The organism is Myxococcus sp. AM009 (assembly GCF_013372605.1).
Taxonomy (GTDB): domain Bacteria; phylum Myxococcota; class Myxococcia; order Myxococcales; family Myxococcaceae; genus Myxococcus; species Myxococcus vastator.
In genome coordinates this window covers 1-23,621 of sequence record NZ_JABXEP010000021.1, presented here as the reverse complement: position 1 = coordinate 23,621, position 23,621 = coordinate 1, and the positions used below count along the sequence as shown (strand labels likewise).

Sequence of the window (23,621 nt, the reverse complement as noted above, 5' to 3'; positions counted from 1 at the left end):
TCAGCGCGAACGCAGCCAGTGCAGCAGCGCCCGCTGGACGTGGTAGCGGTTGCCGGCCTCGTCCACGACGCGGCTGCTCGGATGGTCCAGGACCTCATCGGCCACCTCCACGTTCCGGCGCACGGGCAGGCAGTGGAGGAAGGCCGCGTCTTTTTGCGCGCGCGACATCGTCAGGCGGGTGGGCATCCAACCGGAGTAGGACGCGAGCAGCGCGTTGACGTCATTGGGCGAAAACGCCGCCGCGGCCGTGGGGCCCCACGACTTGGCGTAGACGGCGCGGCTGCCGGCCAGGGCCTCGTCCTGGTCGTGCGTATAGGTGACGCTGCCGCCCGTGGCCTTGGCATACGCCTCCGCCTCGGCGCGGACGGCCGGGTGCAGGTCGAACCCGGGAGGGTGGGCCACGCGAATCTCACAGCCCGCCGCCGCCGCGCTCAACAGGAAGGAGTTGGGCACGGCCTTCGGCAGCGGCTTGATGTGCGGCGCCCACGTCAGCGTCACCGGCAGCTTCTTCGTGCCGCCGAACGTCTCGCGCAGCGTCAGCAGGTCCGCCAGGCCCTGGCAGGGGTGCTCGCGCGCGGACTCCATGCTCACCACCGGCACGGTGGACCACTTGCGGAACGCGTTGATGACGGGGTCCAGCTCGTCCTCCTCGTCACCGCCACCCTGCGAGAAGGTGCGCACGCCCAGCACGTCCACGAAGCGCGACAGGACGGGCGCGGCCTCCTTGAGGTGCTCGGCCCGGTCCGCGTTCATCACCGCGCCTTCGCGGTGCTCCAGCTTCCAGACGCCAGCGCCCACGTCCAGGATGATGGCGTTGCCACCGCCACGCAGCATGACGGCCTCGAACGAGGTGCGCGTGCGCAGCGACGGGTTGAAGAACACCATCCCCAGCAGCGTGTTGGCGAAGAGCGGGTGCTCCGGGCCCTTCTGCTTCCACGCGGCCGCCTGCGCGAGCACCGCCTCCACGCCCTCGGGCCCCAGATCCTTGATGTGCGTGACGTGCTTCATGGGCCTGTCCTCCCCGGCAGCGGCTGCCTGCATATTCTTGATGAATATGCGTGAAAACGCGTGCATTGCCGCGAAAAGGCGGCGGATATTATGCAGAAAGACGCGCCGCGCAAGCGTATTATTCGCAACAAGCGCATGCATGTTCTTGCATGAATATTCACGGGGATGCATGTTGGTGGGAATGAATCTGGACGAGGCCATCCTGCGGCTCATCGCCGAGCGGGAGATCGGCGATCAGGCCGTGCTGCAGCAGCTTTTGGACGCAGAGGGCCAGGCGCCGAGCCAGTCAACGCTGTCGCGGCGGCTGAAGAAGCTGGGCGTGTTGAAGGTGGGTGGGCGCTATCAGCGCGCGCCGGCCCCGCCCGCGGTGATGCCGGAGCGGCCCCGCGTCACCATCCTGGAGGCGCCGCCCAACCTGCTGGTGATTCGGACGTCGCCGGGGTTCGCGCCGGTGCTCGCGCTGGCGTTGGACAAGGAGCGGGAGCTGCCGGGGCTCGCGGGGACGGTGGCGGGGGACGACACCATCTTCGTCGCGGTGACGGACCCGGCGCTGCTGCGCGACGTTCGCGCGGCGGTGGAGCGGCTGTTGTCGCTGGGGCCGTGAGGGGCGCGCCACGGCCCGACGTCAGCGGGTGAACGCCTCACGCTGTAGGCCTCTGTCGTCTCCCAACCCCTCCGGTCGGGGACATTGTTGCGCCGTGAGGGGTATCTGCCCCAGTTTTCCAAGTTTTCTCGTTGAGAGCGTAGTTTCTGTGGGGGCGGCGGACCCGTCTGGCCTGGAGGTGAATGTGGGCATGTCGGAGCTGACAGAGCTACTGGACCACGCGCGCAAGGGCGAGCAGGGCGCGCGGGATGCGTTGATGGCGGCGGCCTACCAGGAGCTGCGGGACATGGCTCAGCGGGCCGTGTCCGATGCGGACGCGACGCCGTCGCTGCAACCCGCCGTGTTGGTGAAGGAGGCCTGGCTGCGTCTGTTCAGCGCGGGGGCCCCGCTGGAGGCGCGCCGTCACTTCTTCAGCGCCGCGGCGCAGGCCATGCGGCGGGTGATGGTGGACCGGGCGCGGCTGCGCCGGGCGCAGGTCCGCGAGGCCCGGCTGGAGCGGGTGAGCCTGGGGGACGTGGAGGCGGATGTCCCAGCGGGCTTGAGCATGGAGGTGCTGGAGCTGGACCGGGCGCTCTCGGAGCTGGACACGTTCCAGCCGCGGCTCGCGCGCATGCTGGAGCTGCGCTACTTCGTGGGGCTGGACCTGCTGGACACCGCCGCGGTGCTGGGCGTGTCGCCCGTCACCGTGAAGCGCGACTGGGCCTACGTCCGGGAGTGGCTGCTGACGCGGCTGGGCAACTGACGGCCCGCGCGTCCACGCGGGCCGGGTCGTCATGACGGTGCGTCGGGCTCAGCGTTTGACGGCCGCCGCCACCGCGTCCGCGAGCGGCGTCGTGGGCCGCCCGATGAGCCGGCGCAAATCGCCGGAGCTGTCGTTCAGCTCTCCGCGCGCCGCCCCCGCGTCGGAGTTCGCCAGCACCTCGGCGAAGGCCGCGGGGACGCCCACGCCGATGAGCGCGCCGGCATGGTCGGCCTGGGACAAATCCTTGTAGACGACCGTCTTGCCCGCCTGGCGGGACACCTCGGCGGCCAGCTCGGCGGCGGTGAAGGCGGAGTCGCCCGCCAGCTCGTAGACTTTGTCCTCATGGCCCGTGCCCGTGAGCACGGCCACCGCGGCGGCGGCGTAGTCTGCCCGGGTGGCCGCGGCGATGCGCCCCTGGCCCGAGCTGCCGATGAGGGCCCCATGCGCCAGCGCGGGCGCCAGGTTCTCCGTGTAGTTCTCCGTGTACCAGCCGTTGCGCAGGAAGACGAAGGGGAGGCCAGAGCCGCGAATCGCTTCCTCGGTCGCCTTGTGCTCGGTGGCCAGCGCCATGCCGGAGGTGTCCGCGCGCAGGATGCTGGTGTACGCAAGCAGCCGGACGCCCGCCTCCTTCGCGGCGTCCACCACGGCCTGGTGCTGCACCGCGCGCTGACCGACTTCGCTGGACGAAATCAGGAGCATCTTGTCCACACCGGCGAACGCGGGCCCCAGCGTCTCGGGCTTGCTGTAGTCCGCCTGCCGGACCTGGACGCCCCGGGCCGCCAGGTCGGAGGCCTTGCTCGGGTCGCGCACGGCGATGGCGATGTCCTTGGCGGGGACCTTCTCGAGCAGGCCGGCGACGACCAGACGCCCCAGCTTCCCCGTTGCTGCGGTGACAAGAATCATGGGTGCTCTTCTCCTGGCGTGGAGGGTTTCTCCAAACGCGGGAGCAACGTAACGGCGTCGCTAACTTTTCGTAAGTACCTACCTTGGGGTAAGTTACTGGCATGGCTGCGAACAAGCGGACGGGGCGGTTGGCCCGGATGATGGCGAAACAGGCGGTGGAGCGCGGCGACCTCTACGCGCCCGCCTGCCCCTCACGAGGCGTGCTCGACCACGTGACGAGCCGCTGGGGTGTGCTGGTGTTGATTGCGCTGTTGGAGGGCACGCACCGCTTCAGCGAGCTGCGCCGGAAGGTGGCGGGCGTGAGCGAGAAGATGCTGTCGCAGACGCTCCAGGCCTTGGAGCAGGACGGCTTCGTGCTTCGTGAGGTCCACCCGGTGATTCCGCCGCACGTGGACTACAGCCTCACGCCGTTGGGGGAGGAGGTCGCCACGCGCGTGGAGTCGCTCGCGGAGTGGATTGAGGACAGCATGCCCCGCATCGCCGCGGCGCGAGCCCGCTACATCCCGAAGAAGGGATAGGGGCCCGTTGGCCTGACGCCCCCTCCTGGGAGGAGAGGACGTCAGGGCCTCACAAAGTCAGCGCTTGCGGCGGGCCCGGCCCAGCAGCGCCAGCGCCGCCAGCCCCAGGGCCTGGACGCCCGCGCCGCCGCCGCTGCAACCACAGCCGCTGGGCGCGTCGCCCTTGTCCTCCGTCGGAGGAGGCGTGGGCGCGACCTGCAGCGACACGCTCCGCTCCGCCGTCTGGTTCGCAGAGTCCGTCACCCGCACCGTCAGCGGGAAGGTGCCGCTGGCGGTCGGAATCCCGCTCAGCACATAGGCGCCGTCGCGCTGCTGAAGCGTCAGGCCCCCGGGCACGGTGCCGCCGCCCAGGCTCCACGTATACGGCGCCCGGCCGCCCTGGACGGTGAAGCGCGCCTCATACGCGGTGCCTTGGGTCGCGGACGCGAGCGCGTCGCTGGAGATGCTCAGCGTGCCGACCACGTCCACGCTGTACGTGCGCGCCGCCACACCGCCGCGCGCGTCGCGAACCCGGACGGTGACGGCGGTGCTGCCGGACTGCGCGGGCGTGCCGGTGAAGGTGCCCGTCGTGGGAGTGAACGTCAGGCCCGAGGGCAGCGTGCCCTCCAGCTCGAACGTCAGGGTTCCCGAGCCGCGCGTGCTGAGCGCCACGTTGGCGGCCGTGCCCAGCCGGAACGGGGGCAGCGTCTCCGTGAGGAGTTCGGGCAGCGGCCAGGGGCGGCGCGCGGCCACCAGCAGGCGGCGCTGGCTCACCGCGACCACCGACGTCTCGCCCGAGGCGAAGGCCGTGGACGCATAGTTGCCGCCCGCGCCCGTCGGGTGCGCCGTCCACACCTTGCCATCCGCCGACACCTGCAGCTCGAACGAGGGCAGTACTTCCACGGCCTGCGGGTCGACGGCCGTCCAGCTGACGACGAAGCTCTGGTCCACGAACGTCATGAGCGGGGTGGGCGACGGCGCGTCAGCGGGAAGCTGGAGGGTCTCCACGCGCGTCCAGGTGCTCCCGAGGTCCTCGGAGAGGAAGAAGCCGCTCGCCGGCTCCTCCGCCTGGGGCGCCAGGGGCGGCGGAGGCGCCTGGTGGGGCCGGGCGAAGGCGAGGAAGCGGCCATTGCCGGCGGCGAGCTGGGCGATGGTGAGCCCGGTCAGCGTGGGGGGCTGGAACACCTCCCAGGCCGCGCCAGCGCCCTGGGGCCGCACGAGGACAGGGAGCTGGGAGGGCGCGCCCGCCATCGGGTGGGCCACGGCGAGGAAGCTGTTCTGGCCGGGTACCAGCGTCACGACGTCATAGGCGCGGTCGATGCTCTCATCGGTCCAGCTCACGCCGTCCGTGGAGCTGGCGATGAGGCCCGCGGTGCCCACCGCGACCATCCGGTTTCCGCTGAGCGCGAGCTCCAGGAAGCGCCGGCCCTCTGCCTCACCCTCGGGCGCCGGGTCCTGGTAGGCGGGGGCCCAGGTAAATGCGTTGTCGGACGAGACGACGATGCGCCCGTTCGACAGGCCGAACCACTTGCGCTGGGAGTAGACCAGCCGCTCCAGCGGGAGGGGCGACGTCGTCCCCTCGGATACGGGAACGAAGCCCGTCCACTGGCGCCCGTCTGCGGAACGCAGCAGCTCCGTGTTGCCCGTGGCGGCCGCCAGGAACGTCCCGTTGCCGTGCCAGGCGTGCGTCACGGACGGCGTCACCAAGATGCCGGTGGCGACGCCTGCTTGCCAATCGTCGAAGGTGGTGACGGGGGCCACGTTGACGTGGAGCAGGCGCTCCAGTCGCCCCGAGAAGTCCGTGGGCTGGTAGGGCGGAGCCTGCTCCCCTCCGTCCGGAGGCGTCACCTCGCGGAACCCGCTCTGGTACCGCACCCGGTAGGCCCCCTGGGCTACCGCGGGCACGGGGAGCGTGAGCTGCGCGGCCGCCTGGACCTCCTGGTCCGTCGTGGTCACGTCTTCCGACACCAGGCAGTGCCAGGTGGAGCCGTCGACCGGCCAGGCGGCCCGGGCCTCGGCGGAGAGCTCCGAGGCGCCCGGCCGCGCGGCGGTGGCCGCCGCGCCTGCGTGGGTGTAGCTGCCGCCCGGCGCTTGCCAGCCCTCGGGCAGGGCGATGCAGGCCACCAACTGGCCGGTGCGCGCGGAGGACTCCCCGGGCCCGAAGGAGACCTGGAGGCTCAGCGGGACGGAGGTGCCGCTGCGGACGGTGCCTTCGTGGCTGACGAAGGCCTCGGACTGGCAGCCGGAGACGAGCCACCACAGCGAAGCCCCCAGCAGGGCTTGCAGGGAATGGTTGCGATTGAGCAAGGAGGACATCCTGTCGCGATGCGAGAGGAGGCCTGTCTACGGTTTCGCATTCCCCTGAGTCAAATCAGCGCGGGCGTCTCGCGCGCCCCGCCGCCGAGCAGGTGGCGGCCCGGGTGCAAGGCGCTGCGCGCTTCCCGGCCTTCACGGTTTGTCGAGCAGCTCCAGGGCGGCGGTGGTCAGCGTGGTGACGCCCGTGCGCAGCGTGCGCTCGCGGTCCGGCGCGAAGAGGGGCGAGTGCATCGAGGGCAACGCTGTCCCCGCGGCCTTCGCCTGGGCGTATCGCCGCGGCTCGGTGGAGCCGAGCCAGAGCATGACCGCGGGAACGCCCGCTCGGCCGTACTCGGAGAAGTCCTCGCCGCCCATGACGGGGGGCGCCTCCTGGAGGTTCTTCTCACCCAGGACGCGGGACACCGCGCCCACCAGCCGCCGCGTGAGCGCGGGGTCGTTGAAGGTGGAGGGCGTGCCCTCGGTGATGGCGACGTCGGGTGGGCGGGGTGCGCCTGAGGCCATGGCCTCCGCCTTGACGATGCGCTCGATGCCGTCCAGCAGGGCCTTGCGGACCTCGGGCTTGTACGAGCGCACCGTGAGGTGGAGCTTCACGTCATCGGGGATGATGTTGTGCTTGGTGCCGCCATGAATGGCGCCGACCGTCACCACCGCGGGCTCCAGCGGGTTCTTCTCGCGGCTGACGAGCGTCTGGAGTGACAGCACGACGCGCGCCGCCATCACCACCGGGTCCACGGTGGTGTGGGGATAGGCGCCATGGCCTCCCTTGCCATGCAGGGTGATTTCAACGGAGTCCACGCTGGCCATGGCATAGCCGGGGGTGAACTCCACCGTGCCCGCCGCGGCGGTGTTGACGTGGAGCGCCACCGCGAAGTCCGGCTTGGGGAAGCGCTTGTAGAGGCCGTCCTGGAGCATCCGCCGAGCGCCCGCGCCCACCTCTTCCGCGGGCTGGCCCACCAGCATCAGCGTGCCTCGCCACCGGTCCCTCGCGCGGGCCAGCAGCGTGGCCGTCCCCAGCAGCGACGTCATGTGCACGTCATGGCCACACGCGTGCATGACGGAGGTCGTCGTTCCCGCGGCGTCCTTCACCGTCTGCTTGCTCGCGTAGGGCAGGCCCGTCTTCTCCTGGACGGGCAGCGCGTCCAGGTCCGCGCGGAGCATCACCGTGGGCCCCGGTCCGTTGCGCAGCAGGGCCACGATGCCGTGCCCGCCCACCTTGGGTGTCACCTCGAAGCCGAGCTTGCGCAGGCGCTCGGCCAGCTTCGCCGCCGTCCTGGCTTCCTGGTTGGACAGCTCCGGCGTCTGGTGCAGGTCGCGGTAGAGCGCGTCCAGGGTGGGGTAGAGCGCGTCGAGCCCACCCAGCACGGGCGGTGTCTCCGCGGCGCGCACGAGGCCACCGGGCGCGGCCAGTGAGAGGAGCAGCAGGGGGAGCAGGTGGGAGGTCTTCACGGGGGCCACTACAGCACACCTGACGTTCCGGAAGGGGACAGGCCCGCGGGGCCCGTTGCCCATGGATGTGTGGGATTGACGGCAAGGAGGCAGAGCGCGTCTGCTTCACGCATGCCCGAATCTGGTTCTCCCGCGGCGGCCGCGCTGCCCGGGGCGCGTCCGGTGGATGCCTCCGAGCGAGTCGTCTTGCTGGACGCCTTGCGTGGCTTCGCGCTGTGGGGCGTCTTCGTGTCCAACAGCCTCATGTGGCTGAGTGGCCGGGCCTTCATGCCCAGGGAGGCCGCGTCCGCGCTGTACGTCCCGCTGCTGGAGCAGGTGGTCGGCTCCGTCTACCAGCTCTTCGTGACGCAGAAGTTCATCTCCATCTTCTCGTTCCTCTTCGGCCTGGGCTTCTCCATCCAGCTCGCCCGCGCGGAGGCTCGGGGCGTCTCCGCCGTGCCGCTCTTCCGCCGGCGGCTGCTGGTGCTCTTCGGCATCGGCCTGGCGCACGCGCTGCTGTTGTGGACGGGCGACATCCTCCACACCTACGCGATGGTGGGCTTCCTGCTGCTGGCCTTCCGCGCCCGCGCCAACCGCACGGTGCTGTTCTGGGCGCTGGGGCTCGTCACGGTGATGCCGTTCCTGGTCCCCGCCGCCATTCGCTACACGCCCATCCTGCTGCACGGCGCGGAGGCCGCGGCCGAGGCGGCGAAGGCCAGCCAGGCCCGGGACATGGCCTTGAAGGCCGACACCCTGCTGGCGCTGTCGAGCGAGTCGTTCTGGACGGCGCAGGCGGGCAACGCGCGCTTCTTCCTGGAGAACATGGGCGGCGGCTTCCGGCGCGTGCTCTGGATGAGCCTCATCCTGGGCCGCTTCCTGCTGGGGTTGCTGGCGGGGCGTCTGTTCCTGTTGCAGGACGTGGAGCGTCACCGCGCGCTGCTGCGCCGGATCCTGGGGTGGGGCCTGGCCGTGGGCCTGGTCATCAATGGCAGCGGGCTGGTGCTCTACCGCCTGCGCAAGGCCGGCGTGCTGGAGTGGGACCCGCAGGGGCCCTGGATGATGCTCCTCAACAGCTTGCAGGAGCCGGGCTACATCGCCATGGGCGCGGCCTACGTGGCGGCCTTCGCGCTGCTCTTCCAGCGGGGGCGCTGGCGCCGCTGGCTGGGGGTCCTGACGCCGGTGGGCCACATGGCGCTGACGAACTACCTGATGCAGTCCGCGGTGAGCATCTGGATTTATGACGGCTGGGGTCTGGGCTTCATCGGCAAGCTGCCCCCGTCGCGCATCGTGGTCATCTGCTGCGTCATCTTCGCCGCGCAGGTGGTGCTCAGCCACCTGTGGCTGGCGCGCTTCCGCTTCGGGCCCGCGGAGTGGCTGTGGCGCTCGCTCACGTATGGGAAGGCCCAGCCCATGCGCCGTCCCGCCGGGGACGGTGACGCCTCCGGGGTCGCGGCCTCCTGACGTGACGCGCGGTGGGGCCGCTCAGAGCGATTCCAGGAACGTGAGCAGCGCTTGCCGGTCCACGAGCGGCAGGCGCGTGTAGCGCTCCTGGGCGGGCGCGGCCTCGCCGCCATGCCACAGCACGGCCTCCTCCAGGTTGCGCGCGCGCCCGTCGTGCAGGAAGCGGGTGTGGCCATTCACGACCTTCACCAACCCGATGCCCCACAGCGGCGGCGTTCGCCACTCGGTGCCGGAGGCGAGCCCGTCCGGACGCCCGTCCGCCAGCCCTTCGCCCAGGTCGTGCAGCAGCAGGTCCGTGTACGGGTAGATTTTCTGGTGCGACAGCTCCGGGAAGCCGGGCACCTCCGCCGTCTCGAAGGGCGTGGCGAGGTGGCAGCCGCCGCACCCGATGGCCTCGAACACCGCCTTGCCGCGGAGCGTGGCGGGCGCGCTCCAGTCGCGCCGCTTCGGAGGGGCCACCAGCCGCGCATAGAAGAGGAGGGAGTCCAAATCCTTGGGGCTCACCTCGGGCGCGTCGGCGGCGTCCCGCGTGTCGTGTCCTTGCTCACGGGGATACAGCGTCGTGGTCAGCCCCATGTCCGCGACCAGCGCGTGCGCGACCTGTTGACGGAGCGTGGGCTGGTTGGCCTTCCACCCGAAGCGGCCCAGCCGCGTCTGGCCTTCCTCCACGTCCATCACCCGGTTCGCCCGTCCGGAGACGCCGTCCTGGTTCCGGTCCTCCGGGTCCTCGTGGGCCAGCAGCGCCGCTTCGGGAACCGCCTCCAGCAGCCCCAGCCCGAAGTTCACCGGCGCGACGCGCGGCGAGAAGCGGACCCCGGCCTCGAGCGGTCCCTTCGTCAGGGCGGCGAAGGTGTAGCGCGGCCGGAGCAGCGTGTAGGACTCCCCCGAGGAGAACCTGCCGGACACCTCGTCATAGCGGACCTCGACGGTGCCCTCCGCGCCCGCTCCCTCCAGGTGCCGCACGTCGAGCTGGACGCCGTAGCGGGGATGGGGCCCGTGGCCCTCCGGTCCCGTGAGCTGGAACGCCAGCGAGACGGGCGTCTCCTGGGGGGACGCGGGCGGCTGGCCGCGTCCGTCCTTCACGTGGCACGTCATGCACGAGGCGGCGTTGAACAGCGGCCCCACCAGGACGGGTCCCTCCACGTCGGTCCAGTCGCGGTCGAAGATGCGCTTGCCGGCGTGGAACCCGGGCCAGCGGGCGCGCGCCAGGTTCATGGGCGAGCGCCCGAAGGCGTTCCGTCCCGGGTCCGGCACGGTGGTCGCTCCGCCGGACAGCTCCTCCCCGGGCTCCAGTCTGGCCGCGAGCTCCCCCAGCTCGAGCGGCGGTGGCAGCCGGTTCGTGTTCGCCCACAGGGCGACGAGCACGACGACTCCGACACAGATGCCCAGGAGGTACAGCCGCCCTTTCATCGAAGAGACTCCAGAAGACCCGGGATGGAACGGACCACACGAAGGGCCCCGGGCAGGACGGCTTCCCTGCCCGGGGAGCTGCCCGTGTATGGCACGGGCAAAGCAGCCTACTTGCTGCCCGCGACGATCGTCTCGCCGAGGATGGTGAACTCCTTCGCGGCGGCGTTCACGTCAATCCCCGTGAAGAGGTTGTACGGGTAGTGGCCGTTCTCAATCTCCTCGATGAACTCCACCTCGTCACCGCTGATGGTGGTGCCGTCCGCGAGCTGGACCTTGAATTCGCGGTCATCCGCGCGCAGCCGCCACCCGCAGGCGCCCACGTTGGACGGCTCCGCCATCTGCGCCACGCCGTTCTTCCAGATGATGATGTCAATCTGGAAGAAGTCCGCGTGCGCGACGAGGTAACGGATGAAGTCCCACCAGTTGTAGAAGATGATCATCTGCGCGGCGGGGTTCGTCGTCGAGCCCTGCAGATGGCCGTCACGGTAGACGTTCATCCGGTAGTTCGAGCCGCCCGGCGCGCCGGTGAAGTTCGGCGTCACCTGCACCGAGCCCGGCTCGCGGCCCGCGCTGACCTGCAGGGTGCTGACCACCTGGTCCCCGGAGCGCGCGGCCAGGTGCAGGCCCCCGCGGTTGCCGCCGAAGTTGATGCCCGTCGTCTGCGACCACGACGACGCCCGCTGGAAGCGGCTGGCCACGCCGTCCGACTTCACGTTCTCCAGCCCGGAGACGCTGATGCCCGCCTCCGTCGCCTTCAGCTCCGCCGCGCCCGTCGGGCAGTGGGTGACGCCGTCGAAGCGCGTCACGCAGCCGCTCTTCGCGTCGGACTCGGCGGCGGCCATGCTCGCGGAGTCCTCTGCCTCGCCTCCCTGACATCCGGCTGCGACGCTCAGCATCGCGACTGCCAGCAGGCGGCTCGTCATCTTCATCTCCATGATGTCCTACCTCGGTGCGTTGTGGATGGGGTGTTGCCCCCCCGCTGCAATGCACCGTTCACGCCACTCCCAAAGCGGCGTGCCCTCCCTCTGTGCCAGAGGGGCGACGCGCGCCGAGGTGTGGCGCGGCCCGTTACAAACAGGCGTTGGCTGTACCCAGCGCCGTTACAAGCCTGAGCGCCGGGCTTACTCCGCCGCTGCGAGCCGCGCGTGCGCCTGCGCCGTCAGCTCGAAGGAGCGCAGCCGCGCGGCGTGGTCGTAGACCATTCCCGTCACCATCAGCTCGTCGACCCCCGTGAGGCGGATGAAGGACGCCAGGCCTTGCTGGACGGTGTCGGGCGCGCCGATGACGGAGTACTTCAGCGCATGGTCCGCGCTCGCGCGGTCCGCTGGAGAGGCCACCGCGTCGATGTCATCCACCGGGGGCGGGAGCTGACCGGGTGTGCCGCGGCGCAGGCGGACGAACTGCTGCTGCACGGAGGTGAAGAGGCGCTGTGCCTCCGCGTCCGTCTCCGCCGCGAAGACATTCACGCACGCCATGGCATACGGCCGCGCGAGCGACTCGGACGGCTTGAAGCGCTCCCGGTAGATGTCCAGGGCCTGCAGCAGGGCATCCGGCGCGAAGTGGGAGGCGAAGGCGAACGGCATGCCCAGCATCGCCGCGAGCTGCGCGCTGAACAGGCTGGAGCCGAGCAGCCAGATGGGCACCCGCAGGCCCGCGCCCGGCACCGCCTGGATGAGCTGGCCCGGCTCGGTGGGCTCGAAGAAGGACTTCAGCTCCACGACGTCCTGGGGGAACGTGTCCGCGCTCGCCGCCAGGTCCCGCCGCAGGGCGCGCGCCGTCAGCATGTCCGTGCCCGGCGCCCGGCCGAGCCCCAGGTCGATGCGCCCCGGGTAGAGCGTCTCCAGCGTGCCGAACTGCTCCGCGATGACCAGCGGCGCGTGATTCGGCAGCATGACGCCGCCCGAGCCCACCCGGATGCGCTTCGTCCCCCCGGCCACGTAGCCGATGACCACGGACGTCGCCGCGCTGGCGATGCCCGTCATGTTGTGGTGCTCGGCCAGCCAGAAGCGCTTGAAGCCCCAGTCCTCCGCGTGCCGCGCCAGGTCGAGCGTGTTCCGGAGCGCGTCGGCCGCGGTGGAGCCCTGCGTGACGGGCGAGAGGTCGAGGACGGAGAAAGGAATCATGAGGCCCCTCCTAACGCCGTCCCTGGGGCCTCCGCTTGCCCATGAACAGGGTATGCCGCGTCCCCTGGGTGCCATGGGCCGCCGGGCGCAGCACCTGGACGGTGAAGCCCGCCTGCTCCATGCGGCGCTCGAAGGCAGGGGAGGGCCCGGCGCTCCACACGCCCAGGACGCCCCCTGGCCGCAGCGCCTGGACGGCGTGTGCCAGCCCCACGCGCCCGTAGAGGCCGTGGTTGTCGGGGTGGGTGAGGGCGGTGGGGCCGTTGTCCACGTCCAGCAGGATGGCGTCATACGCGCCGGACTGACGGGCCATGTGCTTGCCCACGTCGAGCTCCACCACGGTGACGCGCGCGTCCTCCAGGGGCGCCCCGGCCAGCGGCGCGAGCAGCCCCCGGTTCCACGTCACCACCACGGGGAGCAGCTCCGCCACCGTGACGCGCGCGTCGGGGCCCAGCCGGTCCAACACGGCCCGGGCGGTGTAGCCAAAGCCCAGCCCGCCCACGAGCACCCGGACGCCGCTTCGGCCCGCCAGCCCCTCGCAGCCCGCGTCCGCCAGCGCCTCCTCGGAGCCGTGCTGCCGGCTGGACATCAGCGTCTGTCCCCGCACGCGGAAGACGTACTCGTCTCCGCGCCGGACCAGGGTGACTTCCCCCACGTCCGGGACCTCTGCGCGCTCCAGCGTCTCCCAGGGCTTCATGGCCGGGCTCTTCGCGCGGAGGCGGCCCGGCGTCAAGCCATGACGCCGGGCCCCGGCACACCTCCGTGGCCGCCCGGGCTCAGGCCGAGCGCTTCACGTTCTTCGCGGTGTCCACCAGCACCTTGGCGAAGGTGAGCCCGTCCGGCCCCACATCCGCCTGGATGTGGTCGCCCGGGACGAACTCGCCGCCGAGGACCTTGAGGGCCAGCGGGTCCAGCAGGTTCTTCTGCACCGCGCGCTTCAGGGGCCGCGCGCCGTACGTCGGGTCGTAGCCGCGCTCGGCGAGCAGCTCCCGCGCCTTCTCCGTCAGCTCCAGCGTGAGCCGCTTGTCGGCCAGCAGCTTGGACAGCCGCGCCAGCTGCAGGTCCACGATGCGGTAGATGTCCTTCTTGCGCAGCGGCTCGAAGAGGACGACCTCGTCCACGCGGTTGAGGAACTCCGGCCGGAAGTGCGCGCGCAGCGCGTCCATCACCTCGTTGCGCGTGCGCTCGTCCAACTCCTCCTTGCCCGCCATGCCGACCTGGATGTCCTGCGAGCCGATGTTGGACGTCAGGATGAGCACCGTGTTCTTGAAGTCCACCGTGCGGCCCTGGCTGTCCGTCAGCCGGCCTTCGTCCAGAATCTGGAGCAGCACGTTGAAGACGTCGTGGTGCGCCTTCTCGATTTCGTCGAAGAGGACCACCGTGTACGGCCGCCGGCGCACCGCCTCGGTGAGCTGGCCGCCTTCCTCGTAGCCGACGTACCCCGGCGGCGCGCCCACCAGCCGGGCCACGGCGTGCTTCTCCATGTACTCGGACATGTCGATGCGGACCATGGCCGAGTCGTCATCGAAGAGGAACTCCGCCAGCGCCTTGGCCGTCTCCGTCTTGCCCACGCCCGTGGGGCCCAGGAAGATGAACGAGCCGATGGGGCGGTTGGGGTCCTGCAGTCCGCTGCGCGCGCGGCGCACGGCGTTGGACACCGCTTCAATGGCGCTGCGCTGGCCAATCACCCGCTTCGCCAGCCGGTCCTCCATGTGGACCAGCTTCTGGACCTCGCCCTCCATCAGCCGCGAGACGGGGATGCCCGTCCACTTGGCCACCACCTGGGCGATGTCCTCCGCGTCGACCTCTTCCTTGAGGAACTTCTGGTTCTTCTGCAGCTCGGCCAGCTTCTCGTTCTGCGCCTTCAGCTCCTTGTCGAGCGAGGGGATGACGCCGAACTTCAGCTCCGCCGCGCGGTTCAGGTCCCCCTGACGCTCGGCCGCGGCCTGGTCGTTCTTCGCCTTCTCCTGCTTCTCCTTCAGGGTGCGGATGGCGCCAATGGACGCCTTCTCCGCGTCCCAGTGCACCTTGAGCGCGTTGAACTTCTCGCTCATGTTGGCCAGCTCCTTCTCAATCTGGCCCAGGCGCTCCTGCGAGTGCGGGTCCGTCTCCTTGCGCAGGCCCTCCCGCTCAATCTGGAGCTGCGTCATCTTCCGGCGCACGTCGTCCAGCTCCGTGGGCATGGAGTCGATTTCGATGCGCAGGCGGCTGGAGGCCTCGTCGACCAGGTCAATGGCCTTGTCCGGCAGGAACCGGTCCGCGATGTAGCGGTGGCTCAGCGTGGCGGCGGCCACCAGGGCGTTGTCCTGGATGCGCACGCCGTGGTGCACCTCGTAGCGCTCCTTCAGGCCGCGGAGGATGCTGATGGTGTCATGCACGCTCGGCTCGCCCACCATGACGGGCTGGAAGCGCCGCTCCAGCGCCGCGTCCTTCTCGATGTGCTTGCGGTACTCGTCCAGCGTGGTGGCGCCGATGCAGTGCAGCTCGCCGCGGGCCAGCGCCGGCTTGAGCATGTTGCCCGCGTCCATGGCCCCCTCGGCCTTGCCCGCGCCCACCAGCGTGTGGAGCTCGTCGATGAAGAGGATGACCTCGCCCGCGGCGTCGGCAATCTCCTTGAGGACGGCCTTGAGGCGCTCCTCGAACTCGCCGCGGTACTTCGCGCCGGCCACCATGGCGCCCAGGTCCAGGGACACCAGGCGCTTGTTCTTCAGGCCCTCCGGCACGTCGCCGTCGACGATGCGCCGCGCCAGCCCCTCCGCGATGGCCGTCTTGCCCACGCCGGGCTCGCCGATGAGCACCGGGTTGTTCTTGGTGCGCCGGCTCAGCACCTGGATGCACCGGCGAATCTCCTCGTCACGGCCGATGACGGGGTCCAGCTTGCCGGAGCGCGCCGCCTCCGTGAGGTCGCGGCCGTACTTCTCCAGCGCCTGGTAGGTCGCCTCTGCGTCCTGGCTCGTCACGCGCCCGGAGCCGCGGACGTCCTTGAGGCCGGACAGCACGCGCTCCCTCGTGACGCCCGAGGACTTCATCACCTCACCCACCGCGCCCTTGTCGTGGGTGAGCGCCAGGAGCAGGTGCTCCGAGGAGATGAACTCGTCCTTGAGGGACTTGGCCTCGTCCTCGGCCTTGTCGAAGGTCTTGAGCAGCCGCTGGCCGAGCATCGCGCTCTCGCCACCCTGCATGCGGGGCAGCTTCTGGAGCGCTTCGCCGAGCCGCGCGGCGAACAGCTTCACGTCCGCCCCAATCTTCCGGAGCAGGGGGTCGACGATGCCGTCCTTCTGGCCAAGCAACGCCGCGGCCAGGTGCTCGGGCTCGTACTGGGGATTGTCCGCCCGACGGGCCAGGCTCTGACCCTCGTGGATCGCCTCCTGCGCCTTCACTGTGTACTTGTCGAGTCGCATGCCTCCAACGTAAGAGTCGGACACCCCTTGGCAAGCAGCGCACGCGGCGCGACGATTTTGCTTGCCCTGAATTTGTTTGACCTCCTGGAAACCACCTGCTTTTCAAGGTGCGGGAGTTGCCAGCGGGTATGATGCCGGGTATAGGCGGCGCCCAATCCCCTGGGGGGCTGACACTGCAAGCGCACGGCGGATATCTCCTGAGAATCGAAAGCTTCGGCGGCCTGGAGCTGCTCCGGCTGGCGCGTGAGGCGCTGGCGTTGGACGGCGCGATGGGCGCGACGGGGCTGAAGGTGTCCGTCAACCGGCGCCGCAAGGTGGTCCGTCTGGCGTACGTGGCGCCCTTCACGGTGGGGCGGCAGGGCGCGCACTGGTATGCGGCCCACCATGCGCTCCCCCGGCTGCTGTCCCGGGCGGCGAACGCCGCGGTCCAGGCCTACGTCTACGATCCGGACGAAGGCGAGCAGGTCATCGCGTACGGCAACGGCCGGCGCGTGGGCGGTGAGCGGGTCGTCTACGAGGACGTGGAGCTCCCGGTGCCGCTGGACCAGATGGACGACGCGGCCTTCAAGCACATGCAGGAGCGCTGGCCGGTGGGACACCTGGCCTACGTGTTCGGCCTGACGCGCAAGGAGCTGCTGCGGCTGCCGCGCGTGGCGCCGAGCCACGAGCTGTCGCTGGAGGACCGCGACGCCGAGGGCGCCGCCATCCTGGAGGCCCTGCTGCCGACCAGCCAGGTGACGCTGCCGGAGTCCGACGCCCTCTAAAGGAGGGCTACTCCTCCTGCGGCCCGTCCTGCACGGCCACGGCCTCGCGGACGCCCTGGCTGCGGAAGTACTGCCCCAGGAACGCGAAGGTGCCCGCCACCACCACGGTGCCGAAGATGGCGCTCCCCGCGCCCATCGCGCTCAGGATTTCGCGAGAGGCCTCGACGGTGATGTCCGGTGGGAACTCGGGCATCTTGCTCATCGGCTCCGCCAGCGCCGCGAACAGGCGCTGCTTGGCCACGGACATCTGCGCGCCGTCGATGGTGCGCAGCCCGGCGGCGATGATGGCCGCGCGGCTCAGGACCCGGCGCATGGCGTCGCGGGGCAGGTGCTCCGGATTCAGCATGCGCGCCGCGGACACGCTGACGAAGGCGCAGGCCACGGCCAGCAGGCCCAACAGCACCGCGCGGGGCTCCCGCATGGGCTCCAGCGCCGCGTAGTAGACCTCGAGCGTCTTCGCGTCGAGCGCCGGGGCGCCGGGAATCCGAGGCAGCTCCTGCTCCATCCGGAGCGAGCGCGCTTCGTAGAAGTTCACCATCTCGACGGCTTCCATCAGCGCCGCCCAGCCGGTGAGGATGGAGAGCACCAGGCCCACGATGGCGGCGAAGCGGATGCCGCCGGGCAGGCCCTTCCTTCCAGAGTGCTTCACCGCTTGGTCGCCTCCACGTAACGCAGGCGGAGGTCCGCGAGCAGCCCGTCGAAGAGCTTCTCTTCCTCGGCCGTGAGGTTGCCCCGCGTCTTCACGCGCAGCATGGACAAGAGGTCCAGGTTCTGCCGGGCCAGCGGCAGGTCCTTCGCCGTCTGACCCGTTTCAGGATTGGGTGCACCTCCCAGGTGGATGAGCACCGCGGTGCCCAGCCCCACGATGAAGGTGCTGAAGGAGATAGACTCCTCGGACGCGGAGCGCGCTTCCCCCCGCATCACGAAGGTCTCGCCGCGCTTCCCGTCCTCGGCGCTCATGCGGAGACCGGCCCCTCGTCGTCGGGGGTCTCGTTCGAAGTGGTGTCGGCGGCGGCGTCGCCCTCCGCCTCGTCGCTTTCAGCCTCGTCGTCGCCCGCACCGGCCTCGGCGGCGTCGCCATCCGTCGACTCCGCGGCGGCGGAGGTCTCGGCCTCGTCGCTGTCGTCGGACGTATCGTCGTCCTCGTCTTCGTCCTCGTCGTCGAAGTCATCCTCTTCGTCGTCGAAGTCGTCGGCGTCGTCGGCGTCGTCGTCGAGCATGTGCGTCTCCACGGGGACGGACTTCTCCGCCACGTCGGGCAGGCCCTGGAGATGGCGCTCGTACTCCGCCTCGCCGAGCTGGCCAGAGCGCACGTACCGCTCCGCGGTGCGCTTATCGAGGTACTTCGGGTCCGCCGAATCCGCCATGGTTCAAATCCTCAGAATTGCTTGGAAAACAGCGCGGCACCTTATAGCAGGGTGGCCATCTGTCAACGCCGCCGTCCCGCCTTCCAGAGCCGATGAACGCACCGTCCCGCCCGCACCTTCCCCGCGGTCTTTACCTGCTGTGTGACGACTCCGTCCTGCCGGAGGTTTCACTGGTGGACAAGGCGGCTCGCCTGGTGGCCGGAGGGGCCCGGGTGGTGCAACTGCGCATGAAGCGCACCCCGGCCCGTGAAGCGCTGGCCGCCGCGCGGCGGGTGGTGGCGCTGTGCCGCCGGGGAGGCGCGCTGTGCCTGGTGAACGACCGGGTGGACCTGGCGCTGCTGTCGGACGCGGACGGCGTCCACGTGGGGGATGAAGACGTGCCCGCCCAGGATGCGCGCGCGCTGCTGGGGCCTGGCCGTCTGGTGGGCGTCACGGTGCGAGACGTGGCGGGCGCGCGGGCGGCGCAGGCGGCGGGGGCGGACTACGTGGGCCTGGGGCCCCTCTTCCCCACGTCGACGAAGCAGGTGCCCGCGCCGGTGCTGGGCCTGGCGGCCTTCGCGGCCGTGGTGCGGGACAGCCCGCTGCCCGTGGTGGGCATTGGTGGGGTAGGGCTGGCGAACATCACGAGCGTGGCGGCGGCCGGGGCGCACTGCGCGGCCGTGCTGTCCGACGCGCTGCTCGCCGCGGATATCACCGAGCGTGTGAGGCGGCTGGTGGTCGCGTTTGAACAGGGGGGCTCCGGGGCATAGCCTCGAAGCCAGGAGCTTCCATGAACAACCATCCGCGTCACCACGGGCCGGCGCCGCGCCGCCCCAACATCGGCATCACCCCGGACTGGAGTCCCGCTGGAGAGCAGCCCTTTGCCCGCTACGAGCTGAAGGTGCCGTACGCGGACGCCGTCCTGCGCGCGGGGGGGCTGCCCTTCGTGTTGCCGTACTCGGACGAGCCGGCCTGCGTGGAGTCCTACCTGGATCGCATCTCCGGGGTGCTCGTCACGGGCGGCGCGTTCGACATCCCTCCGTCGGCGTACGGCGAGGATGCGCGCGAGGGTCTGGGGGCGCTGAAGGAAGGGCGCACCGCCTTCGAGGCGGCGCTCATGCGCGGCGCGCTCAAGCGCAACATGCCCGTGCTGGGCATCTGTGGCGGCATGCAGCTGCTCAACGTCATCCTGGGCGGCACGCTGTACCAGGACATCGGCCGTGAGGTGGAGGGGGCTCGCGAGCACGAGCAGAAGCAGGACCGCGCCCACCCGCAGCACCCGGTGGACGTGAAGAGCGGCACGTTGCTGGCGGAGGCGGTGGGGCATGGCCAGCTGATGGTCAACTCCACCCACCACCAGTCGGTGCGCGGCGTGGGCAAGGACGTGACGATTACCGCGGCGGCGCCCGATGGCGTGGTGGAGGCCATCGAGTCGTCCGTGCACACCTTCGCCGTGGGCGTGCAGTGGCACCCTGAATACATGTCCACGTCCATTCCCGTGCACGTGGGGCTCTACAAGGCGTTCGTGCAGAAGGCGCGCGAGCACCGCCGGTGAGCGCTCGCGTCCTCCTGCTGGCCGGGCTGGAGCCCACGGGACGGGCGGGGTTGCTGGCGGACGTCGCCGCGGTGCGCGCGCTGCGGGGGCAGCCGGTGGCGGTGCCCACCGCGCAGACGGCGCAGGGGGTCCGCACCTTCACCTGGACGGCTGCTCCGCCGCGCGTGCTGTCCGCGCAGGTGGCCGCCGCGCGCGAGCTGGGGCCGGTGCACGCGGTGAAGTGCGGCATGGTGCCCGCTCGCGCGCAGCTCGTGGCCGCGCAGCGGGCCTTGGAGGACACGGGGGCGTGGTGGGTGGTGGACCCGGTGGTGCGCACCTCCCGGGGCGAGCCGCTGACGCGCCTGTCCGCGCGGGCCTACCTGGCCCTGGCGGGGCCGCGCGTGGTGCTCACGCCGAACCTGGATGAAGCGGGCTGGCTGCTGGGGCGCCCCGTCGCGCGCACGGTGGCTGACGCCGCCGAGGCGGCAGAGGCCTTGGCCCGATTCGGCTTTGGCGCGGTGCTGGTGAAGGGCGGGCACCTGCCGGACACGCAGGGGCTGGCGGACGTGCTGGCGACGCCGGGCCGGGTGCGGGTGCTGGAAGGCCGGAGGCTGGCGCGCGCTCCCGAACGCCGGGGCACCGGGTGCCGGCTGGCCTCCGCGCTGGCCACGGAGCTGGGCAGGGGACGCACGCTGGAGACGGCGGTGCGGACGGCCCGCGCGCTGGTGGTGCGCTACCTCAGGACGGGCACGGAGTAGGGCGGCGCCGCGCTACTCGCTCCGCAGCCGGCTCTCGAAGCGGGTGTACTCGGCCAGGAACACCAGGTCGATGGAGCCGATGGGGCCGTTGCGCTGCTTGGCGACGATGAGCTCCACGGGGATGACGGTGTTCGACTGCTGCGCCGGCTGCGCGTCGGGGCCTTCGTCGTCAGCCACCTCGCGGTGGATGAACATCACCACGTCGGCGTCCTGCTCGATGGAGCCGGACTCACGAAGGTCGGACAGCATGGGCTTGCCACCCTTGCGGTCCTCCACCTTTCGGCTGAGCTGACTGAGCGCGATGATGGGCACCTCCAGCTCCTTGGCGAGCTGCTTCAGCGCGCGGGAGATTTCGGCGACCTCCAACTGGCGGCTCTCCACCTTGCCCTTCTGATGCATGAGCTGGAGGTAGTCGATGACGATGAGCGACAGGCGCGGGTCGCGCTGCTTCACGCGGCGGGCCTTGGCGCGCAGGTCGAACGGGGACAGGCCGCCGGAGTCGTCAATGTAGATGGGCGCGTTGTAGAGCGCGCCCGCCATCTCCTGGAACTTCTCCTCGTCGTGCGGCGACAGCCGGCCGCCACGCAGCTTCTTCATGTCCACGCGCGCGGTGGAGGCCAACAGACGCATCAGCAGCTGGTCGGCGGGCATCTCCAGGCTGAAGATGCCGACGGCCTTGTTCTCCTTCAGCGCCGCGTGCACCGCGATGTTCATCGCGAAGGACGTCTTGCCGATGCCGGGACGCGCCGCGAGGATGATGAGCTCGCCGGCGTGCAGGCCGGTGAGCTGGTTGTCCAGGTCGATGTAGCCGGTGGACAGGCCGGTGATGCCCGTGGCCGCCGCCTTCATCTTGTCGAGCAGGTCGAGCGTATGCTCCATCAGCTCGCTGACCGGGCGCAGGTCGCCCTCGCGCTTCTTCTCCGCGAGGAGGAACACCTTGCGCTCGGCCTCGTCGAGCAGCACCTCCAGCTCGCCCGTCTCCTGGCTCGCGAGGTCCTGGATCTCCCTGCCCGCCTGGGCCAGGCGGCGGCGGATGGCCTGGTCCTTGACGATCTGCGCGTACTGGACCGCGTTGGACGCGATGGGCACCACCTGGTCCAGCCGCATCAGGTAGGCCGGGCCGCCCACCGACACCAGGTGGCCCAGCACCTTCAGCTCCTCGGCCAGCGTCAGGTGGTCCACCTGTCTCGACTGGCCGTCGAGCTTCAGCATCGCCTCGAAAATCTGGGCGTGTGCGGGGCTGGAGAAATCCTCTGGGTGGACGACCTCGCCTACCGACGCGATGAGCGTGTTGTCCGCCAGCACGGCGCCCAGCACGGCGCGCTCCGCGGCGAGGTCCTCGTGGACCTTCCGACCCTCTCTGAACTCGTGGACATTCTCCATGGCGGCCCGCCCACTCTACAGGCAAGGCTGACACAGCCAAGTTTCCGCCACAGGCCTGTAGCAGCGCCGCCTACCCCTCCAGTCCCCACTTCTGGAGGAACGCTTCACGCCAGGTGCGGCTGAGCACGACGGAGCTCCCGTCCTTGAGGACGAGGATTCCGTCTCCGTGGCTCCACGGCTCCAGGCGGGCCACCGCGTCCAGGTTGACGATGTCGCCCCGGTGGACCCGGACGAAGCGTGAGGAGTCCAGCCGCTCCTCCAGGGCGCGGAGGGTTTGTCGCACCAGGTGCTCTCCCTGGCCCGTGTAGAGCCGCACGTACTTGTCCTCGGCTGACAGGCGCCAGACGTCCGCCAGCGGCAGGGGCACCCAGGCCTCGTTCACCTTCACCACCAGCCGCTCCAAGGGGCGGCTCGCGGGGGCCCGCCCCAGCTCCGTCAGCAGGGCCTGGAGCCGCGCGGTGTCCGGCATCCCGCCGCGGAGCGCCGAGTGCGCCTTGTCGAGCGCCCGGCCGAAGCGCTCCGCGTCGTAGGGCTTCAGCAGGTAGTCCACCGCCTGCGCTTCAAAGGCCGCCAGCGCGAAGGCGTCGTACGCGGTGGAGAAGATGACGGCTGGGCAGTGCTCCGGGCCCAGGGCCTCCAGCACCTCGAAGCCGGTGAGGCCGGGCATCTGCACGTCGAGCACCAGCAGGTCCGGATGCAGGGCGCTCACCTGCCGCAACGTCTGCGGGCCGTCCGTCGCTTCGCCCGCCAGCGCGAAGCGCGCGTCCTCCGCCAGCAGGCGTTTGACCTTCGCCCGCGCGGGCGCTTCGTCGTCGGCCACCAGCACCTGGAAGCGCGTCATGCCGCGGCCTCCCGGGGCAGCCACAGCGACACGCGCGCGCCGCCTTCGGGGCTGGGGCTCCGCTCCAGCCGCGCACGCCCCGCATGCAGCAGCGCCAGGATGCGCTCCAGGTGCGCCAGCCCCACGCCGGGGCCGGACGCGGGCGAGGGCGTGCCGAAGCCGCGCCCCGTGTCCTCCACCTCCAGCCGCCACCCGGCGCCGTCCACCCGCGCCCGGATGCGCACCTCCAGCGGCTCCGTCCTGTCCTGGTTGTGCTTCACCGCGTTCTCCACCAGCGCCTGGAGCGCGAAGCAGGGCACCTGGGCGCCGTCCAGTCCGGGGGACACGTCCCAGCGCACCGTCACCCGGTCTCCGAAGCGCGCGGCCAGCAGCGCCACGAAGCGCGCGGCCTGGGTGCGCTCCTCGGCCAGCGTCCACGTGGCCTCGCGCCGCTCCAGGCTGGCGCGCAGCAGCCCGCCCAGATCACTGAGCAGCCGGTCCGTGCGCGCGAGGTCCTCGTACATCACCGCGCTGACGGTGTTCAGGGCGTTGAAGAGGAAGTGCGGATGGAGCTGCCCTGTGAGGGCCTGGAGCTGGGCCGCGCGCAGCTCGCCTTCCAGCGCCGCCTCGCGCAGCGCCCGCGCCTGACGCTCCTTCCAGGCCTGGAGGAGGCTCCACAGCGTGGCGGTGACGGTGTACGAGATGAGGTCCTTCTGCGCCTCCATGGGGATGCGGAAGGCGAGCTCGCCAGCGTCATAGGTGCCCCAGCCGAGCAGTGGGTACAGCAGGTGCCGCGTCCCCACCATCAGCGCGGTGTGCAGTCCGGTGAAGAGCGCGAAGGCCGCGGCATGGATGCCCAGGAAGCGCGCCCAGCCCACGCGAGGGCCCGGGGCGTTGAGCACCGCCGTGTAGAGGATGGGCAGGACGGCCCAGACGCCGAGCGCCCCCGTGACTTCCCAGAGGAAGGGACGGGCCCCCGGCACCTCGCCGCCCTCCGTGAGGATGGTGAGGCACAGCGTGAGCCCCATCCACAGGCCCAGCAGCAGGCAGAAGCCGAACAACGCCAGCGCCGGCCGCGCGCGGAGGCGCTGGCGTTGTTCGGCTTCTGCCTGCTGCTGGGCCTGTGGAT

At 70.8% G+C, this 23,621-nt stretch carries 23 protein-coding genes; 8 read left to right on the top strand and 15 right to left on the bottom strand.

Translation table 11 applies throughout. The features are described 5' to 3' along the window. The gene (locus HV824_RS07745; protein WP_176422996.1) at positions 1-1,008 is read right to left on the bottom strand and encodes an N-acetylornithine carbamoyltransferase; all 1,008 of its coding nucleotides are present in this window, start codon (positions 1,006-1,008) and stop codon (positions 1-3) included. 169 nt (positions 1,009-1,177) lie between these two features. On the opposite strand from HV824_RS07745, the gene HV824_RS07740 reads away from it, so the two are divergent. Then, positions 1,178-1,612, top strand: a complete 435-nt coding sequence (locus HV824_RS07740) for an arginine repressor (protein WP_176422995.1) — start codon at positions 1,178-1,180, stop codon at positions 1,610-1,612. A gap of 190 nt (positions 1,613-1,802) precedes the next feature. Beyond that, a complete protein-coding gene (locus tag HV824_RS07735; RefSeq protein ID WP_176417900.1) occupies positions 1,803-2,354 on the top strand; it encodes a sigma-70 family RNA polymerase sigma factor in 552 nt (183 codons plus the stop codon). A gap of 48 nt (positions 2,355-2,402) precedes the next feature. On the opposite strand, the gene HV824_RS07730 is transcribed toward HV824_RS07735, so the two are convergent. Beyond that, on the bottom strand, positions 2,403-3,257 hold the full coding sequence (locus HV824_RS07730) for an SDR family oxidoreductase (RefSeq protein WP_176417899.1): 855 nt from the start codon (positions 3,255-3,257) through the stop codon (positions 2,403-2,405). 101 nt (positions 3,258-3,358) lie between these two features. Here HV824_RS07730 and HV824_RS07725 point away from each other — a divergent pair, with 101 nt between their 5' ends. Beyond that, positions 3,359-3,775 carry a helix-turn-helix domain-containing protein gene (locus HV824_RS07725; RefSeq protein ID WP_176417898.1) on the top strand — a complete coding sequence of 139 codons (417 nt, stop codon included), beginning with the start codon at positions 3,359-3,361 and terminating at the stop codon, positions 3,773-3,775. Positions 3,776-3,832: 57 nt separating this feature from the next. Here HV824_RS07725 and HV824_RS07720 read toward each other — a convergent pair whose 3' ends face one another. Beyond that, positions 3,833-6,070, bottom strand: a complete 2,238-nt coding sequence (locus HV824_RS07720) for an Ig domain-containing protein (RefSeq protein WP_176422994.1) — start codon at positions 6,068-6,070, stop codon at positions 3,833-3,835. 132 nt (positions 6,071-6,202) lie between these two features. Then, a complete protein-coding gene (locus HV824_RS07715; protein ID WP_176417896.1) occupies positions 6,203-7,516 on the bottom strand; it encodes an amidohydrolase in 1,314 nt (437 codons plus the stop codon). A gap of 111 nt (positions 7,517-7,627) precedes the next feature. On the opposite strand from HV824_RS07715, the gene HV824_RS07710 reads away from it, so the two are divergent. Continuing rightward, entirely contained in the window at positions 7,628-8,956 is a 1,329-nt protein-coding gene (locus tag HV824_RS07710; protein WP_176422993.1) for a DUF418 domain-containing protein, read from the top strand. Positions 8,957-8,977: 21 nt separating this feature from the next. On the opposite strand, the gene HV824_RS07705 is transcribed toward HV824_RS07710, so the two are convergent. From HV824_RS07705 to clpB, 5 genes are all read right to left on the bottom strand, one after another. Then, positions 8,978-10,366, bottom strand: coding sequence for a di-heme oxidoredictase family protein (locus HV824_RS07705; RefSeq protein ID WP_176422992.1), 1,389 nt, complete (start codon positions 10,364-10,366; stop codon positions 8,978-8,980). A gap of 107 nt (positions 10,367-10,473) precedes the next feature. Next, positions 10,474-11,301, bottom strand: a complete 828-nt coding sequence (locus HV824_RS07700) for a hypothetical protein (protein WP_176417893.1) — start codon at positions 11,299-11,301, stop codon at positions 10,474-10,476. A 186-nt stretch (positions 11,302-11,487) separates the two neighbouring features. Next, entirely contained in the window at positions 11,488-12,489 is a 1,002-nt protein-coding gene (locus HV824_RS07695; RefSeq protein WP_176417892.1) for an LLM class flavin-dependent oxidoreductase, read from the bottom strand. Between the two features lie 10 nt (positions 12,490-12,499). Beyond that, entirely contained in the window at positions 12,500-13,183 is a 684-nt protein-coding gene (locus tag HV824_RS07690; protein WP_176417891.1) for a hypothetical protein, read from the bottom strand. Positions 13,184-13,262: 79 nt separating this feature from the next. Further along, positions 13,263-15,887, bottom strand: a complete 2,625-nt coding sequence (gene clpB / locus HV824_RS07685) for an ATP-dependent chaperone ClpB (protein WP_176417890.1) — start codon at positions 15,885-15,887, stop codon at positions 13,263-13,265. Positions 15,888-16,015: 128 nt separating this feature from the next. Here clpB and HV824_RS07680 point away from each other — a divergent pair, with 128 nt between their 5' ends. Further along, positions 16,016-16,651 carry a hypothetical protein gene (locus tag HV824_RS07680; protein WP_255207842.1) on the top strand — a complete coding sequence of 212 codons (636 nt, stop codon included), beginning with the start codon at positions 16,016-16,018 and terminating at the stop codon, positions 16,649-16,651. 7 nt (positions 16,652-16,658) lie between these two features. Here HV824_RS07680 and HV824_RS07675 read toward each other — a convergent pair whose 3' ends face one another. From HV824_RS07675 to HV824_RS07665, 3 genes are read right to left on the bottom strand one after another with little or no spacing between them, the layout of a single operon-like run. Next, positions 16,659-17,300, bottom strand: a complete 642-nt coding sequence (locus HV824_RS07675) for a hypothetical protein (RefSeq protein ID WP_176411331.1) — start codon at positions 17,298-17,300, stop codon at positions 16,659-16,661. Next, a complete protein-coding gene (locus tag HV824_RS07670) occupies positions 17,297-17,611 on the bottom strand; it encodes a DUF1844 domain-containing protein (RefSeq protein ID WP_176417889.1) in 315 nt (104 codons plus the stop codon). The genes HV824_RS07675 and HV824_RS07670 overlap by 4 nt, the downstream gene beginning before the upstream one ends. Next, on the bottom strand, positions 17,608-18,018 hold the full coding sequence (locus tag HV824_RS07665) for an RNA polymerase subunit sigma (RefSeq protein ID WP_176417888.1): 411 nt from the start codon (positions 18,016-18,018) through the stop codon (positions 17,608-17,610). Before HV824_RS07665 ends, HV824_RS07670 begins: the two co-directional genes overlap by 4 nt. 92 nt (positions 18,019-18,110) lie before the next feature. On the opposite strand from HV824_RS07665, the gene thiE reads away from it, so the two are divergent. The 3 genes from thiE to HV824_RS07650 are packed head-to-tail and all read left to right on the top strand — an operon-like array spanning position 18,111 to position 20,289. Next, entirely contained in the window at positions 18,111-18,767 is a 657-nt protein-coding gene (gene thiE, locus HV824_RS07660; protein WP_176417887.1) for a thiamine phosphate synthase, read from the top strand. 20 nt (positions 18,768-18,787) lie between these two features. Then, positions 18,788-19,552 (top strand): gamma-glutamyl-gamma-aminobutyrate hydrolase family protein, encoded by a 765-nt coding sequence (locus HV824_RS07655; RefSeq protein ID WP_176417886.1) that lies wholly within the window; start codon positions 18,788-18,790, stop codon positions 19,550-19,552. Further along, positions 19,549-20,289, top strand: a complete 741-nt coding sequence (locus HV824_RS07650; protein WP_176417885.1) for a bifunctional hydroxymethylpyrimidine kinase/phosphomethylpyrimidine kinase — start codon at positions 19,549-19,551, stop codon at positions 20,287-20,289. The genes HV824_RS07655 and HV824_RS07650 overlap by 4 nt, the downstream gene beginning before the upstream one ends. A gap of 12 nt (positions 20,290-20,301) precedes the next feature. On the opposite strand, the gene dnaB is transcribed toward HV824_RS07650, so the two are convergent. From dnaB to HV824_RS07635, 3 genes are all read right to left on the bottom strand, one after another. Continuing rightward, a complete protein-coding gene (gene dnaB / locus HV824_RS07645; RefSeq protein ID WP_176417884.1) occupies positions 20,302-21,672 on the bottom strand; it encodes a replicative DNA helicase in 1,371 nt (456 codons plus the stop codon). 70 nt (positions 21,673-21,742) lie between these two features. After that, the gene (locus tag HV824_RS07640; RefSeq protein ID WP_176417883.1) at positions 21,743-22,513 is read right to left on the bottom strand and encodes a LytTR family DNA-binding domain-containing protein; all 771 of its coding nucleotides are present in this window, start codon (positions 22,511-22,513) and stop codon (positions 21,743-21,745) included. Beyond that, on the bottom strand, positions 22,510-23,621 hold a 1,112-nt coding region (locus tag HV824_RS07635), incomplete at its 5' end, for a sensor histidine kinase (protein ID WP_176422991.1). The genes HV824_RS07635 and HV824_RS07640, both read right to left, overlap by 4 nt.

Excerpts from the sequence above, each read along its gene's own strand:
- HV824_RS07745 (WP_176422996.1), bottom strand. The coding sequence starts at position 1,008 with ATGAAGCACGTCACGCACATCAAGGATCTGGGGCCCGAGGGCGTGGAG.
- HV824_RS07740 (WP_176422995.1), top strand. The coding sequence starts at position 1,178 with ATGTTGGTGGGAATGAATCTGGACGAGGCCATCCTGCGGCTCATCGCC.
- HV824_RS07735 (WP_176417900.1), top strand. The coding sequence starts at position 1,803 with ATGTCGGAGCTGACAGAGCTACTGGACCACGCGCGCAAGGGCGAGCAG.
- HV824_RS07730 (WP_176417899.1), bottom strand. The coding sequence starts at position 3,257 with ATGATTCTTGTCACCGCAGCAACGGGGAAGCTGGGGCGTCTGGTCGTC.
- HV824_RS07725 (WP_176417898.1), top strand. The coding sequence starts at position 3,359 with ATGGCTGCGAACAAGCGGACGGGGCGGTTGGCCCGGATGATGGCGAAA.
- HV824_RS07720 (WP_176422994.1), bottom strand. The coding sequence starts at position 6,070 with ATGTCCTCCTTGCTCAATCGCAACCATTCCCTGCAAGCCCTGCTGGGG.
- HV824_RS07710 (WP_176422993.1), top strand. The coding sequence starts at position 7,628 with ATGCCCGAATCTGGTTCTCCCGCGGCGGCCGCGCTGCCCGGGGCGCGT.
- HV824_RS07705 (WP_176422992.1), bottom strand. The coding sequence starts at position 10,366 with ATGAAAGGGCGGCTGTACCTCCTGGGCATCTGTGTCGGAGTCGTCGTG.
- HV824_RS07700 (WP_176417893.1), bottom strand. The coding sequence starts at position 11,301 with ATGGAGATGAAGATGACGAGCCGCCTGCTGGCAGTCGCGATGCTGAGC.
- HV824_RS07695 (WP_176417892.1), bottom strand. The coding sequence starts at position 12,489 with ATGATTCCTTTCTCCGTCCTCGACCTCTCGCCCGTCACGCAGGGCTCC.
- HV824_RS07690 (WP_176417891.1), bottom strand. The coding sequence starts at position 13,183 with ATGAAGCCCTGGGAGACGCTGGAGCGCGCAGAGGTCCCGGACGTGGGG.
- clpB (WP_176417890.1), bottom strand. The coding sequence starts at position 15,887 with ATGCGACTCGACAAGTACACAGTGAAGGCGCAGGAGGCGATCCACGAG.
- HV824_RS07680 (WP_255207842.1), top strand. The coding sequence starts at position 16,016 with ATGATGCCGGGTATAGGCGGCGCCCAATCCCCTGGGGGGCTGACACTG.
- HV824_RS07670 (WP_176417889.1), bottom strand. The coding sequence starts at position 17,611 with ATGAGCGCCGAGGACGGGAAGCGCGGCGAGACCTTCGTGATGCGGGGG.
- HV824_RS07665 (WP_176417888.1), bottom strand. The coding sequence starts at position 18,018 with ATGGCGGATTCGGCGGACCCGAAGTACCTCGATAAGCGCACCGCGGAG.
- thiE (WP_176417887.1), top strand. The coding sequence starts at position 18,111 with ATGAACGCACCGTCCCGCCCGCACCTTCCCCGCGGTCTTTACCTGCTG.
- HV824_RS07655 (WP_176417886.1), top strand. The coding sequence starts at position 18,788 with ATGAACAACCATCCGCGTCACCACGGGCCGGCGCCGCGCCGCCCCAAC.
- dnaB (WP_176417884.1), bottom strand. The coding sequence starts at position 21,672 with ATGGAGAATGTCCACGAGTTCAGAGAGGGTCGGAAGGTCCACGAGGAC.
- HV824_RS07640 (WP_176417883.1), bottom strand. The coding sequence starts at position 22,513 with ATGACGCGCTTCCAGGTGCTGGTGGCCGACGACGAAGCGCCCGCGCGG.